Raw genomic sequence first — 14940 nt, 5'->3', positions numbered from 1 at the left:
CGGAGCAGGGATAATAGACTATTGCCGCAGATAAACTTGCGGAATGGTGTAGTCAGGGTGTGAACCGACGCTGAGATCGGCGCGATACCAGTGGGTCAGCGTGTCTATCTGTAACACCTGCGCGGGCGTGCCTTGTGCCACCAGCTTCCCTTCGTGCAGCAGCAGAATACGGTCGGCGTACAGCGCGGCCAGATTCAGATCGTGCAGGACGCAGCATGCGGATAACGGCTGTTCGCGTGTAAGCTGTTTGAGTAGCCGTAAGAGGTGCTGCTGATGATACAGATCCAGCGCCGAAGTCGGTTCATCGAGAAACAACCAACCCGGCGTCGGTTCAGGGTGCCACAGCTGTGCCAGCACGCGAGCCAGTTGTACACGCTGCTGCTCCCCGCCGGAAAGCTGACGATAGTCGCGCGTAGCCAGTTCCAGACAGCCCGTTTGTGCCATGACTTGCTGAATAACATCATCATTTTTCGGATAGCGCCCATGAGGGGAGCGACCCATCGCAACGACATCTCTTACGCTAAACGCAAACGCCATACCGCTATGTTGACGCATCACCGCGCGCGTTTTGGCAAGCGCGCCGGGCTGCCAGTGCGAAAAAGGCTGTCCGGCTAACAAGCACTCACCTTCATCTGGCGTCAAATAACCGGTCAGTAAACGGAGCAGGGTGGATTTCCCCGCACCGTTAGGACCGATAATCGCGACGATTTCCCCACTGTGCAGTTCCAGAGAAACGTCATCCGTCAGAGTGCGTCCGTTGGTCTGAAAGCGTAGATGACGTGCGACCAATGTCCGGTCGAGCGCTGAGTCAGTCATTGCTGCGTCCTTTGTGCTGAACGATCAGCCATAAGAAATACGGCCCGCCAATCAGGCTGCTTAACAGTCCAACGGGCATTTCTGCCGGTGCAAGTAGCGTCCGTGCCAGCGTATCGGCAAACAACAGCAGACAGGCACCACCGAGGATGGAACCGGGAATGAGCCAGCGATGATCGGCACCCACATGCAAGCGCATCAGGTGCGGGATAATGAGCCCGATAAACCCGATCACGCCGCTGACTGCCACGGCGACCCCCACCAGCAGCGAACTGAGTAGCAGTAGTGCATATTTGGTACGCTTTACGTTGATACCGAGGTAATGCGCCTCTTCATCCCCCAACTGCAATACATTCAGACGACGCGCGTAGTACAGTGTGGCAAGCATGCCAGGAATGGCCAGCGTGCTGGTCACTAACAGCATTGGCCACTGAGCCTGTCCGAGGCTGCCCATGCCCCAGAGTGAAAACTGGCGCAATTGTTGGTCGGTGCTGATGTAGGTTAAGACGCCGATCAGCGCCAGGCACAGCGCATTAAGCGCGATACCCGCCAGCAGTAATCGCGTTAGCCCACCCTGTTCGGAGCGGCTGAGGATAAAAATGATAGCGGTAATCGCCAGACTACCCGCGAAAGCGGCAAACATCGGGCTGTAAAGCGCCAACAGAGGGGGAAGGCCAAGCGGCAGCACGATAGTGAGTGCCACACACAGCGCAGCCCCGCTGCTGATGCCAAGCAGGCTGGGATCGGCCAGAGGATTGCGAAACAGTCCTTGCATAATCGCGCCTGAACAGGCCAGAGCGCCGCCGACGAGGATCGCCAGCAGCACGCGGGGAACGCGGATGTTCAGCCAAATATGCCAGAGCGGATCGTCAAAAGGCGTCTGCCATAGCGTTTTGAGGGACAACGCCAACGCACCCATGTTGGCGGCACCCACCATCAGTACCGCCATGAGCAATAACAGCGCGATTAACCACGTGCGCGGATGAAACCGTGACGTCATTTTATCGCTTCAGCGGTCTGACGCAGCGTCGCCATCAACGCTGGCGTTCCGAGCGTAAAGCCCAGCATTGCCATATCATCGACGACCAACAGACGCTTGTTCTTGCCAGCTGGAGTCAGTTCTAGTCCTGGTAATTTCCAGACTTGCGCTTCGCCGCCCAATGTCTTCAGACCCTGACTGGAGATCAGAATCAGATCTGGTGCACTGGCAATCACACCTTCCTGAGACAGTTGCTGGTAACGTTCAACATTCTGCATAGCATTCTGTAACCCGGCGTGGCGAATGATCGTGTCTGGCGGCGTATTTTTACCTGCCCCCATCGCACTCATACCGCCGTGGTTGAGAATAAATAACGTCTTGACGGGTAATGGCGTTGTTTTAACTGCCGCCAACTGCTGTTGATAGGTTTCCGTCAACGTTTTACCTTCGGTGTCTTTGCCCAACGCCTGTGCGATGACGCCGATTTTCTGCGGCACCACGTCCAAAGACGGTTGTGCAGGGACGTGAATCACTTTAGTACCGCTGTCCGCCACCTGCTGCAAGGTGAGCGACGGCTGAGACAGGTCGCTGGCAACCACCAGCGATGGTTTCATCGCCAGAATACCTTCGGTATTGAGGTGACGCATGTAGCCCACATCAGGCAGTTTTTTCACGACTTCCGGGTGCAGGCTGGTGCTATCGCGCGCAACCAGATCTTTCTCTGCACCTAGCGCATAGATGATTTCCGTGACGTCACCACCGATAGAAACGATACGTTCGGCAGCAGACACCCCCAGTGGGAGTGTCAATAGCAGGGGGAATAGCCAGTTTTTCATGCGGCGAGATCCTTAAGCGGTTTCAGGGCATTGATCTGGTCGCGCCACTGCTGTTGTTCCGGCGTGCCTTCGGTACGTTGCCCAAAGAGTTGTGCAATTTGAGAGCCGTCTGCGGCATAGAGTTCGAGGCTGGTCACAATACCGTCGACCGTCGGTTTACGCGTGATCCAACTTTCAGCAATCGCGCCTTCGATCAAATGCAGGGTGAAGTCTTTATTAAAGATGTTAATCCATTCCGCGTGTTGTTCCATACGCTCTACACGCTCAAGCGTACCGGTGAAGATTTGCACACAGCCACGGTTACCGACAAAGACCATGATCTCGTTCTGATCTTCACGCGCGGCAAACAGAATCTGTGACAGTGCATCGTTTTCTACACGGTAGGCCAGATCGTCAGCGACCGAGTTAAACGCCTGCTGGCGCGTCAGGTTATAGCGTCTGAGCAGGATGAAGAAATCATGCACATCCGTCATCGCACGCCAGTCTGCTTCAAACTGAGGATTGTGGGCAACGACCTGCTCGGCGGCTGTGCTGTTAGCAGGGCGAAGTGCCAACGCAGGGTTTTCGCTGCTGGTAAATTTCTCAACGAATAGCTGCCAGGCGGCCATATCGGTGGTGTCAGTGGTGTAGACCTTCAGAATGGCATCGCCTTGATGATCGAAGAATTGAATGCTTTGACGCTCACCGCGTGCGGTGTTTTCACGCAGCGCAAAGGCGGAAGCCCATTGAGAAAGGAACAAACGCAGATCCAACTCGCGTGGGTTGAGGATAAGGCCGGCATGCCCATCCAGCGTCTGGTTTTGATAGTAACCGGTATGCTCATGCACGGCGTATTCGTTGCGCGTGATCGACTTGGTATTACCAACCTGCTCCAGTGCACTGAGCCAGACTTTGGCATCACCCTGTAAACGCTGTGCATCGTGTCCGACGCGGGCATGTGTGAGTTCCGCTTCGCTGATGCCGAGTAGCGCAGCCAGATCGCGTGCGTATTTGCGCGGATGTTCTACTTTAGCCTGGAGGTATTGTTGGTAAATGGACGTCTGCATCTCGTTCGTTCCCTTAATCGTTGTCGTATTGATTATAGCAATGAATGAGAATCATTTTCATGTAACAAAAACGCAACCTCAAGTGAAGTTTTCTTAATAAGTGGAATAAGGGAAATTGGGAGAGGAGTTTATGTGTCGCGAAATAACGAGAAAGTAGCAGGAGGAAGCCCCTTCGCGATAAGAAGGGGCGGAAGTCATTTACGGTTAGTGTAATTCAGGCCAGAAATCGCGGTTGGCATCAATCAGATCGTCCAAAATGGCTTTGGCGACGCTGGCGCTGGGAACTGTTTTGGACAATGTCAGCGCTTGCCACAGCTTTTGATACGACCCTTCTTCCCAGGCTTCAACCACCAGTTTTTCGACGGCAACCTGTTGGCTCATTAATCCTTTTTGGAAGGTAGGGATGTCGCCTATTTGCAGCGGCTCTGGCCCGTGGCTTCCGACGAGACACGGAATTTCCACCATCGCGCTAGGATCAAAGTTACGTATCGCACCGTTGTTTTCAACAATCAATAGCATTCTTTCTCGCGTGTTAAATGCGATAGCGCGTGCCAGATCGACAATATAAGACGCATGTTCATCAATTTCGAGATCGCCAGCCGTACCCGATTTCGCTTCAGTGATGGCACGGCAGGCGCCAAATACCTGTTTTTCCCGTCCGGCCATCACTTCATTGGCTCGCGTATAGTCAGGATTGGCATGCGCCACGACATAATCGGGGAAGAAATAATATTTCAGGTAAGTATTGGGTAGCGTCTGCGGATCGAGTGCGCAGACATCTTTTGCTTTGGCAAACGTATCGTTCCAGCTTGCTTCGTTATGGTTCTCAACCGTCAGTGGAATATAGCCATGTTGCGCGACGTGTTCGCGGATAGTTGGCAGTAACTCGTTACCGTCTTTATCCTGAATCGATGTCCACCAGCCAAAGTGATTCAGTCCGTAGTAGCGTACCGTCATCTCCTTACGTGATTTCAGGCCAAGGATGTCTGCCATTCTGCCTTCTATGCCGATTGGCATATCACAGATATTGAGTATTTTCGCATTGGGACGTAGCTTGCGGGTCGCCTCTGCCACGATTGCCGCTGGGTTGGAGTAATTTAGCATCCACGCCTGTGGTGAGTACTGCTCCATATAATCCACGAGTTCAAGCACGCCGCCAATGGAGCGCATACCGTAGGCAATCCCGCCCGGGCCGCAGGTTTCTTGCCCAACCACGCCGTGACGCAGCGGAATTTTTTCATCCAGTTCGCGCATGGGGTACTTACCGACGCGAATGTGTGCCATCACAAAGTCCACGTCGGTAAATGCGGTTTGTGGATCGGTGGTATAGCTAAATTTGATTTCAGGCGCCTGCTCTTGCAGCAAAATTTTGCAGGCTTCGGCGACGATTTCCTGACGCGCGCTGTCGTTGTCATAAAATTTCAGCGTACCGATCGGAAAACGATCCTGATTTTGCAGTAGCATGAGAACAATGCCTGGGGTAAAAGTACTGCCGCCGCCTGCGATCAAAATTGAAAATTTTTTCATGGTTAAATCTCCATAGGATGTGTGTTGTGCATGAGATTTTCCAGACGATCGCGTACCTGAGGAACCGACAGGCCGACGATAATCTGAATGGCGTGACTGTTGCGGACGACGCCGTGTGCGCCGAGCTGGCGGAATACGTCATCGGGCTGCATTAGCGTTGGGTCTGCCAGCGTGATGCGTAAACGGGTTGCGCAGTTGGTGAGGCTAGCGATGTTTTCTGCTCCGCCCAATGCGGTCAGATACGCTTTGGCTTCGTCCTGTTGTGCTGCGTGTTGTGTCATGTGTTGAGGCGTGGTTTTTCCAGCAAGATCCGCTTTTGAGTAGAGGCGAATTTCACTGTCTTCCCGTCCCGGTGTTTTGATGTTGAAACGCAAAATCACGGCGCGGAAAATCAGGAAATAGAGAAAAGAGAACAGGATGCCGACGCTGACTTGGATGACCATATTCATGGCGTGATGGTGGAACATGGGGAGCCAATTCTGCGTGGCGATTTCAATCAATCCGCCGCCCATATTGCCGACTACGCCCAGCATATACATCACGGTGGCCATCGTGGCGGCCAGCACAGCATGGATCGCGAACAGAAAAGGGGCGATGAACAGGAAAGTGAATTCAAGTGGTTCGGTGATACCCACTAGCACGGAGGTAAGTACGGCAGGGATCAGCAAGCCTGCAACTTTGCTTTTGTTTTCAGGGCTGGCTGTGGCGTATATGGCTGCGGCGATACCTATGGCACCAAAGATCTTCGCGTTGCCAAACAGCGCGAATCCACCAACGGGAAAGAGCGTCTTCAATGGCAGTGTGGACTGACTAAAAGCCTGAATATTGGCGATCCAGTTAACCTGAATACCGCCTTCTACTGCAACGGGACCATAGATAAACGGTCCGTAAACGAAATGATGCAGTCCGGTGGGGATTAAAATGCGTTCCAGAAACGTGTATACCCAGACTCCGGCAGCGCCCGATGCCAGCAGTAATCCCTGAAGGGACGCGATTCCCATCTGGATTTTAGGCCAGATAAGTAAGGTCAACCAGGCGGCTGGTAGCATCAGCAGGAAGCTGATGATGACCACAAAAGCAGTGCCTTGAAATATGCCGAGATAAACTGGCAGCGTTTTATTGTAATAACGGTTGTGAAGCGCGGTGATAAAGGCGGAGATGACGATAGCGCCAATAATGCTGGTATCCAGCGTTTTGATGCCTGCGATCGTCGTTAATCCACTCATACCGCCGATCTCGGCGCTGAAATCAATATTGAAATAGCCGCCCCATTGGGTCGCCATTGCTTGAATGAGATAATTAAAGGTCAGGTAGGAAACCAGTGCAGCCAGACACGCTCGGGCAGGTGAGTGATTTGCCAATCCAATCGGCAGACAGAAAGCAAAAATCAGTGGCATATTGCGAAAGATGGTCCATCCGCCTTCTTCAATCACATAAACTATCTGGAAAAATAGACTGTCCGGGTTGGCTAACTCACCGACAAGTATGGGATTCGACAGCATGATCGCCAACCCGACGACGATACCGGCAAAAGGAAATAGCAGCACGGGTGTGAACATTGCGCCACCAAACCGCTGAATTTGACTGAGCATAATGGTGTCCTTCATTTTTATGTTTGTAGGGAAATTTTTTTTGGTCTAGATAACGCGTTCTGTAGTGAGAATAAGCAGGTTGGCTTACACGAACAGAGCATGTATCGATGATTTGTGAACTCAATCAACAAGTTGGCGCGCGGGAAGAGGTATAGCTTTTGGCCGTCTTGCAGACCTGTTTATTCTGTACAGGAGAGCGTTGGCGGTAAAAGAAACGTAATACTATGATTAGGAAGTAAAAATTAAGGATGTCAGGTGAATATTATGGCATCGGAAAGAGGAAAGGGAGGTCTAAAAGTGATCTATAAATTTATTGCCGAACAGATTCGTTCACGCATTAATTCCGCAGAATTTCGCGTGGGTGAGGTGTTGCCAGCGGAGAAACATCTGGCGAAAGAATTCTCCGTTTCGCGGATGACCGTGCGTAAAGCACTAGAGTTGCTGGTGGCTGAAGGGCTACTGGATCGTCGCCACGGGAGTGGAACCTATATTCTGCAAAAAGATGTCCAGCATGAGAGTCACGCGCTGAACAGTTTTGCCGAACATATGCGTTTGATTGGTCGTACGACGACGAATGACGTCGTGGATTTTCGTATTATCCCCGCGCCGCCAGCGATTGCCCGACAGTTGCGGCTTCGGACAGATGAAAAGATCTACTTTGCGCGGCGTATTCGCTACGTGGACGGTAAATCTTGTATGTTGGAAGACAGCTATTTACCGGTTGCTCTCTTTCCTGAGCTGTCGGTAAAGCATTTGCAGGGATCGAAATTCGCTTATATCGAGGACGAAAAACATATTGAGATTGCCGGTTGCTACGAGGTTTTCTCGCCGATTTTGGCTGATGTGTCGGTGGCACGTTTATTGAGCGTGAGCGAGGGCGCGCCGTTGCTACAAATGACCTCTCTTTCGCAGTCGGTTGAAGGCGCGTATCTCGACTTTTCGATTATGATTTATAACGTACATGATTATCAGGTTAGCTTTTATATGCAGCGTAATAAGCTTTCGCTGTAAATTCGTCCGCTCATCGGGATACGACGAGCGGACGTTGTGTCAGTTCAACTGATAAATACCTGACTGCCACGGCTGGAGCTCAAGTGAGGTTGCATTCGGTGCTACCTTATCTTTCTGCCCACTTTCCAACAGTGTTTGCTTGATGGAAAGCGTTTTCGGCAGCGCGTAATGCACCGGTTTCTCTTTAAAGTTCACCACAACCAGATAACGTTGCTGGTTGAGTTCACGAGTATAAGCAAGTACCTCGTTATTATTCGGATCGAGATCCTGATAGGCTCCGTAGGTGAACGCCGGCGTGGCGTGACGCAGTGCGATCAGCTGACGGTAGAAATGGAAGATGGAATCTGGGTTTTGCGTTTGATCCTCTGCATTGATGTTCTTGTAGTTGGGGTTAATACGGAACCAGGGCGTACCTGTAGTAAAGCCCGCCTGTTCCGCATTGCTCCATTGGAATGGGGTTCGGCTGTTATCGCGACTCGTTTGTTTCACGTTTTCCAAAAAGACATCAGGTTTCACTTTTCCGGTCTCTACAAAGTCCTGCCAGAAACCTTTAACTTCAATGTCATCAAATTCAGACAAGGAGGTAAACGGATAGTTGGTCATGCCCAATTCGTCCCCTTGATAAATAAACGGGGTCGCTCGCTGTGTTAACGCTAGGGTTGCCAACGCTTTAGCAGAACGGATACGCCACTCAGGGCGATCGTCACCGAAGTGTGATACAGCACGCGGGTTATCATGGTTGCTCAGGAAGAAAGTATTCCAGCCATATTGCCCGGCCATATCGACCAGTCGATTGTTGATCTGACGGAACTGGGATAGCGTCCAATCATTCCGTCGCCATCTTTCTTCTACGGCGCGATCGAGACGGATAAGATCGAATGAGAAGGCCATATCGAGCTCTTTACGACGTTGATCGATAAACGGGGCCGCTTCTTCAAGCGGTACACCGAAAATTTCACCTGCGGAAACGACGTCGTATTTTGCCAGCACCTTCTGGTGCATTTCCTGAATGTAACGGTGCAGATTTGGACCTTGTGTGTAGGTATAAGCGAAGTTTTTCAATTGTTCTGGCGTGAGATCGGGAAATGCCGGATTCTTAGAGAAGGTTGCTACGGTATCCATACGTAGCCCGGAAACGCCTTTATCAATCCAGAAACGCAGCATATCGTACACTTCTTCACGTACTTTGGGATTATCCCAATTCAGATCGGGCTGCTGTACGCCAAAATAGTGTAAATAATATTGCTGTGTTACGTTATCTTTCTGCCAGGCGGAACCGCCGAAGAAGGAGGGGTAATTATTAGGCGGTGTGCCATCTTTACCATCGCGCCAAATGTAATAGTCGCGATAAGGATTATCTTTTGATTTCTTACTTTCAACAAACCATTTGTGTTCATTGCTGGTGTGATTAACGACAACATCTATCATTAGTCGCATATCACGCTTTTTCATTTCTGCAATGAGGTTGTCGAAGTCATCCATTGTGCCATATTCTTTCATTATCTTTCGATAATCACGAATATCGTATCCGTTATCGGTATTCGGTGAATCATAATGGGGGTTAATCCAGATGGCATTAATACCGAGTGTTTTTAAATAATCGAGCTTTTCGGTCAGGCCTTTAAGATCACCAATCCCATCACCGTTACTGTCTTTAAATGAACGTGGATAAACCTGATAGAACACAGCTTCTTTCCACCACACGGGATGCGCAGAAACGCCATCATTGACGGCTATTACCGTCTTTGTATCCTGCTCATTATGATTTGTTGCCGCATAATTAACGGCTGAGAATGATAATCCTGCCGCCAGTATTGTACTGAGCGTAATTCGAGTAGTAAGTATCGTCATAGTAATTAAATCACGTATTTAATATTGTAATTTGGCTGAATGAAAACAGCCATGCCATATCACCAGTAGGCCGTTGTACAGAAATAAGACTACCCCTGTCGAGCATGGGCAAATAAATGTAAATAATGAATCCTATTCTGGATTCTATTAATGACTTTACTCCATGCTTGTATATGGTCAACTTATAGTTGCCAGGGAAATACTACGTCTACATGTTCTTTTCTGTAAAAAAATAAGCGTGAAAACTAATATCACCCTATTATTCATCGGCTAAAAGAGGGAGGAAATGCTATTGCACCGCGAAGCGATGAGAAGAAATGACATACTCTCTCTCCCCCTGTGGCGATGAACTACAGGGGGGAGGGGATTAAGCCTGAAATCGGCTGTCGACGGCGTCCGCCAGACGTGCCAGCAGCGTTTCGGTATCCTGCCAGCTCAGGCAAGGATCGGTGATGGATTGCCCATACGTCAATGCCAGAGGATTGATCGCCGGCTGGTTGCCTTCGATTAAGAAACTTTCCGCCATGATGCCCGCGATGGCGCGTGAACCAGCGCAAATTTGTTGGCAGATGTCATCGGCAACATCGAGCTGACGGCGATGCTGTTTCTGACAGTTGGCATGACTAAAATCGATCACCAGATGTTCGGGTAACGAGAATTCACGCAGGTGAGCGCAGGCGGCGGCGATATCTTGCGCGTGGTAGTTCGGTTTTTTCCCGCCGCGCATAATAATGTGGCCAAACGGGTTGCCTTGTGTTTTGTAGACTGACATGAAGCCCTGCTTATCCGGCGAGAGGAACATGTGCTGGGCGCGCGCGGCACGAATCGCATCGACGGCGATGCGCGTATTACCGTCCGTCCCATTCTTGAAGCCAACAGGGCAGGACAGCGCCGAGGCCATTTCCCGGTGGATCTGGCTTTCGGTCGTTCTTGCGCCAATCGCGCCCCAGCTAATCAGGTCGGCGATATATTGACCTGTGACCATATCGAGGAATTCCGTCGCGGTCGGCAAGCCAAGCTGATTAATGTCCAGCAGCAGGCGGCGTGCAATTTCCAGCCCGTCGTTCACCTGGAAGGTTCCATTGAGCGCGGGATCGGAAATCAGCCCCTTCCAGCCCACCACCGTACGCGGTTTCTCAAAATAGGTACGCATGACGATTTCCAACCTGTCCTGATACTTCGTGCGTAGCGCAGCCAGACGGCGTGCATAATCTAGCGCACTATCGGTGTCATGGATGGAACACGGGCCAACCACGACGAGTAAACGGGGATCTTGACCGGTTAGAATGGCTTCAATTTTTTTGCGTGACGAGGTGACATTTTCGGCAATGGTGGGGGTAATCGGGAGTCTGGCAAGTAGCGTTTGAGGCGTAACCAGACTCTCGATGCGCGCGCTCCGCAGTTCATCTGTTTGTTGCATGTTTTGTCTCTGAATACGGTCAAGCCGAAAACCTGTCATCGCTGGAAATGCATAGACATCGCGGTGTTTTCAGACAATGTTTCCGACTAAAAGGGTTGCTTCGCAGCGGCGAAATGCCGGGAAGTGATGGTGCACACAATAAACGAAATGGCGCACATTACAACCGCATCAGGGTAAAAAATCTATCATGTACTAGTACATTCTTCGGCTCATGCCGAGAATGTCGATGATTTTGGCGGAGATTTCCTCAACAGAATAATTGGTGGTATTGAGATATTTAATCTGATGTTTGCGAAATAGCGCCTCGACTTCGCTGAGCTCCATACGGCACTGGCGCAACGAAGCATAGCGGCTGTTGCCCCGGCGTTCTTCCCGAATGGCCGCCAGCCGCTCGGCATCAATCGTGAGCCCGAACAGTTTGTGTTGGAAAGGCTTCAACGCGTCGGGCAGGCGCAGATTGTCCATATCATCGGCAATAAAAGGATAGTTGGCGGCGCGAATGCCGAATTGCATCGCCAGATACAGGCTGGTCGGCGTTTTACCGCAGCGTGACACACCCAGCAGAATCACCTGTGCCTGATCGAGATTGCGTAGCGAAATACCGTCATCGTGCGCCAGCGTATAATCGATAGCGGCGATACGGGCGTCGTATTTGCTAAGGTTATTGGCCGTCAAACCGTGAGTACGGTTGGCAATCGGCGTCGGCGGCGTGTTCAATTCTTCCTGCAAAGGGGCAACCAGCGCCTGTACGATGTCCTGGCAAAATCCGTCGCTGCTGGTAATAATGTTACGCACGGTTGGTGTGACGATGGAGTAAAACACCAGCGGGCGCACACCGGTTTGCCGATAGAGCGTATTGATTTGCTCACACACGGCTTTGGCGCGAGCTTCACTTTCCACGAAAGGTAAGGTATAGCTAACCGTATTCACGGGGAACTGGGATAACACCGCATGACCCAGTACTTCTGCCGTAATGGCTGTACCGTCCGAGACATAAAATACGCTTCTTTCCACATAACCCCCTTGTGATATTGCCGACAGCTCGAACACATTAACCTCGTCAAAAATTGCATTTCGATAATACTTTTATTAAAACGCCATTTCATTATCTTCATGATAAAGAATGCTAATCTTGTACGATATTGGATTTTTACCGCATTAAGCAATCATTCGCCGTGAAATCAGTTTTTTTTCATAGGTTGATCGATTCACCTGTCCATGTTCATCAAAACGCTATGCTAACCTGATTGCGTTGAGGCGATTCTCAACCGAACTCTTTCATACCCTAATTGTATGCAGAAAGGATTATTTTCGATGTCCAATAACGGCCCTGATTTGCGTAATGTCCTTTGGTATAACCAACTCGGTATGCACGACGTTGAAAGGGTGGGGGGCAAAAATGCCTCTCTGGGTGAAATGATCACCAACCTTTCAGGATTGGGCGTAGCCGTTCCCAACGGCTTTGCGACAACGGCGCAGGCGTTTAATGATTTTCTTAATCAAAGCGGGATTAACCAGCGTATTTATGAGCTGCTCGATCGCACCGACATTGACGATCTGAATCAACTGGCCAGTGCTGGTACGCAGATTCGCCAGTGGATTATTGATACGCCATTCCAGCCGGAGCTGGAAAAGGCAATCAGTGACGCCTATCAGCAACTGGCCGATGGTGAGAAAGACGCCTCATTTGCCGTGCGTTCTTCCGCCACGGCAGAAGATATGCCGGATGCGTCCTTTGCCGGCCAACAGGAAACCTTCCTGAACGTGCAGGGTATTGACGCGGTGATGGTGGCGGTGAAGCACGTATTTGCATCGCTGTTTAACGATCGCGCGATCTCCTATCGTGTACATCAGGGGTATGACCACCGTGGCGTAGCGCTGTCGGCGGGCGTACAGCGTATGGTGCGTTCCGATCTGGCCTCCGCAGGCGTGATGTTCACCATCGATACCGAATCTGGCTTTGATCAGGTGGTGTTTATTACCTCGGCTTACGGTTTGGGCGAAATGGTGGTGCAGGGTGCGGTGAACCCGGATGAGTTCTATGTTCATAAGCCGACCTTGCAGAACAATAAACCGGCGATTGTGCGCCGTAATATGGGATCGAAAAAAATCCGTATGGTGTATGCCGCCAGCCAGGAACATGGCAAGCAGGTACGGATTGAAGATGTGCCGACAGAACAAACGACACGTTTCAGTCTGACGGATGACGAAGTGCAGGCGCTGGCGCGTCAGGCACTGCTGATTGAGAAACACTACGGCCGCCCGATGGACATCGAGTGGGCGAAAGACGGCCACACTGGCAAACTCTATATCGTGCAGGCACGTCCAGAAACCGTACGTTCCAACGGTCAGGTTATGGAGCGCTATCATCTGCCTGCTAGCGGCACGGTGCTGGTGGAAGGCCGTGCGATCGGCCACCGTATCGGCGCGGGTGAAGTCAAAGTGATTCAGGACATCAGCGAGATGCACCTGATCAATGCGGGAGACGTGCTAGTAACCGACATGACCGACCCAGATTGGGAACCGATCATGAAGAAAGCGGCGGCGATTGTCACCAATCGCGGCGGGCGTACCTGTCACGCGGCGATTATCGCACGCGAACTGGGCATCCCGGCCGTCGTGGGTTGTGGCGATGCGACCGAGCGTTTGCGCAAAGGGCAGAAAGTGACTGTGTCCTGTGCGGAAGGCGACACCGGTTATGTGTATCAGGATCTGCTGGACTTCTCCGTGAAGAGTTCACAGATTGATGAAATGCCTGAACTGCCGCTGAAAATCATGATGAACGTAGGTAACCCTGACCGCGCATTTGATTTCGCTTGCCTGCCAAACGATGGCGTCGGTCTGGCGCGTCTGGAATTCATCATTAATCGCATGATTGGCGTGCACCCGCGTGCGCTGCTGGAATTCGACCAGCAAGCCCCTGAACTGCAACGCGAGATTAAAACGCTGATGCAGGGCTACGACGATCCGGTGGAATTCTACATAGGTCGTCTGGTGGAAGGGATCGCAACGCTGGCAGCGGCATTCTCGCCGAAGCGCGTCATCGTCCGTCTGTCCGATTTTAAATCGAACGAATACGCTAATCTGGTTGGCGGTGAGCGCTATGAGCCGGAAGAAGAAAACCCGATGCTGGGCTTCCGCGGTGCGGGTCGTTATGTGTCGCCGGACTTCAAGGCCTGTTTTGCGCTGGAATGCGAAGCGGTCAAACGCGTGCGTAACGTGATGGGTCTGAAGAACGTTGAGATCATGATCCCGTTTGTTCGTACCGTGGCGCAGGCGGAAGCGGTGATTGCCGAGCTGGCAAGTCAGGGTTTACGCCGTGGCGAAGACGGCCTGAAAATCATCATGATGTGCGAAATTCCGTCCAACGCGCTGTTGGCCGATGAATTCCTGCAACGCTTTGATGGTTTCTCCATCGGTTCGAACGACATGACGCAGCTGGCGCTGGGTCTGGACCGCGACTCCGGCGTAGTATCGTCACTGTTTGATGAACGTAACGATGCGGTGAAGGCGTTGCTGTCGATGGCGATTAAGGCCGCCAAAAAACAGGGTAAATATGTCGGTATTTGCGGTCAGGGCCCGTCAGATCACGAAGATTTCGCGCTCTGGCTGATGGAGCAGGGCATCGATAGCCTGTCGCTCAACCCAGACACCGTGGTGCAAACCTGGCTGAATCTGGCCGAGCACAAGTAATTTGTACGGTGAATGCTATGACGCTTGGTGACTGCCGGGCGTCATAGCAACCGACGATGTCAGATTTTAGGGGAAACACGGAGATGAGGTTCCCGCAGGGATGCCTCACTCTGTGTTAGCCCCGTGTATCTCGCTCTTATCACTATGGGGCTGCCGTTGGCCTTGATGTTTC

11 protein-coding genes are annotated in these 14940 nt (G+C 51.5%); 2 read left to right on the top strand and 9 right to left on the bottom strand.

Going from position 1 to position 14940, the window contains the following annotated elements; translation table 11 throughout:
* Positions 1-18: 18 nt before the first annotated feature.
* The 6 genes from KKH3_RS11365 to KKH3_RS11340 form a co-directional block, all read right to left on the bottom strand.
* The gene (locus KKH3_RS11365) at positions 19-816 is read right to left on the bottom strand and encodes a heme ABC transporter ATP-binding protein (RefSeq protein WP_039359541.1); all 798 of its coding nucleotides are present in this window, start codon (positions 814-816) and stop codon (positions 19-21) included.
* Positions 809-1813, bottom strand: coding sequence for a FecCD family ABC transporter permease (locus KKH3_RS11360; RefSeq protein ID WP_039359537.1), 1005 nt, complete (start codon positions 1811-1813; stop codon positions 809-811). Before KKH3_RS11360 ends, KKH3_RS11365 begins: the two co-directional genes overlap by 8 nt.
* A complete protein-coding gene (locus KKH3_RS11355) occupies positions 1810-2628 on the bottom strand; it encodes a heme/hemin ABC transporter substrate-binding protein (RefSeq protein ID WP_039359534.1) in 819 nt (272 codons plus the stop codon). The genes KKH3_RS11360 and KKH3_RS11355 overlap by 4 nt, the downstream gene beginning before the upstream one ends.
* Positions 2625-3674: a hemin-degrading factor gene (locus tag KKH3_RS11350; RefSeq protein ID WP_039359531.1), complete on the bottom strand. Its 1050-nt coding sequence runs from the start codon at positions 3672-3674 to the stop codon at positions 2625-2627. Before KKH3_RS11350 ends, KKH3_RS11355 begins: the two co-directional genes overlap by 4 nt.
* A gap of 204 nt (positions 3675-3878) precedes the next feature.
* Positions 3879-5201 (bottom strand): 6-phospho-alpha-glucosidase, encoded by a 1323-nt coding sequence (locus KKH3_RS11345; RefSeq protein ID WP_039359528.1) that lies wholly within the window; start codon positions 5199-5201, stop codon positions 3879-3881.
* A gap of 2 nt (positions 5202-5203) precedes the next feature.
* Complete coding sequence (locus KKH3_RS11340; RefSeq protein WP_039359525.1) at positions 5204-6793, bottom strand: alpha-glucoside-specific PTS transporter subunit IIBC; 1590 nt, start codon at positions 6791-6793, stop codon at positions 5204-5206.
* A 297-nt stretch (positions 6794-7090) separates the two neighbouring features.
* Between KKH3_RS11340 and KKH3_RS11335 the strand changes: the two genes are divergently transcribed.
* Positions 7091-7804 (top strand): GntR family transcriptional regulator, encoded by a 714-nt coding sequence (locus KKH3_RS11335; protein WP_039359522.1) that lies wholly within the window; start codon positions 7091-7093, stop codon positions 7802-7804.
* 39 nt (positions 7805-7843) lie between these two features.
* Here KKH3_RS11335 and KKH3_RS11330 read toward each other — a convergent pair whose 3' ends face one another.
* The 3 genes from KKH3_RS11330 to ppsR form a co-directional block, all read right to left on the bottom strand.
* Positions 7844-9655 carry a glycoside hydrolase family 13 protein gene (locus KKH3_RS11330; protein WP_039359519.1) on the bottom strand — a complete coding sequence of 604 codons (1812 nt, stop codon included), beginning with the start codon at positions 9653-9655 and terminating at the stop codon, positions 7844-7846.
* 367 nt (positions 9656-10022) lie between these two features.
* Positions 10023-11075 (bottom strand): 3-deoxy-7-phosphoheptulonate synthase, encoded by a 1053-nt coding sequence (locus tag KKH3_RS11325; RefSeq protein ID WP_039359516.1) that lies wholly within the window; start codon positions 11073-11075, stop codon positions 10023-10025.
* 192 nt (positions 11076-11267) lie between these two features.
* Entirely contained in the window at positions 11268-12089 is an 822-nt protein-coding gene (ppsR, locus tag KKH3_RS11320) for a posphoenolpyruvate synthetase regulatory kinase/phosphorylase PpsR (protein WP_039359514.1), read from the bottom strand.
* 300 nt (positions 12090-12389) lie between these two features.
* Between ppsR and ppsA the strand changes: the two genes are divergently transcribed.
* A complete protein-coding gene (ppsA, locus tag KKH3_RS11315; RefSeq protein WP_039359513.1) occupies positions 12390-14768 on the top strand; it encodes a phosphoenolpyruvate synthase in 2379 nt (792 codons plus the stop codon).
* The last annotated feature ends 172 nt before the right edge of the window (positions 14769-14940 follow it).

Origin of the sequence: Pectobacterium actinidiae (genome assembly GCF_000803315.1) — a bacterium.
Lineage (GTDB): Bacteria > Pseudomonadota > Gammaproteobacteria > Enterobacterales > Enterobacteriaceae > Pectobacterium > Pectobacterium actinidiae.
The sequence above is the reverse complement of the archived record's forward strand: the minus strand, read 5'-3'. Positions and strand labels throughout refer to the sequence as shown.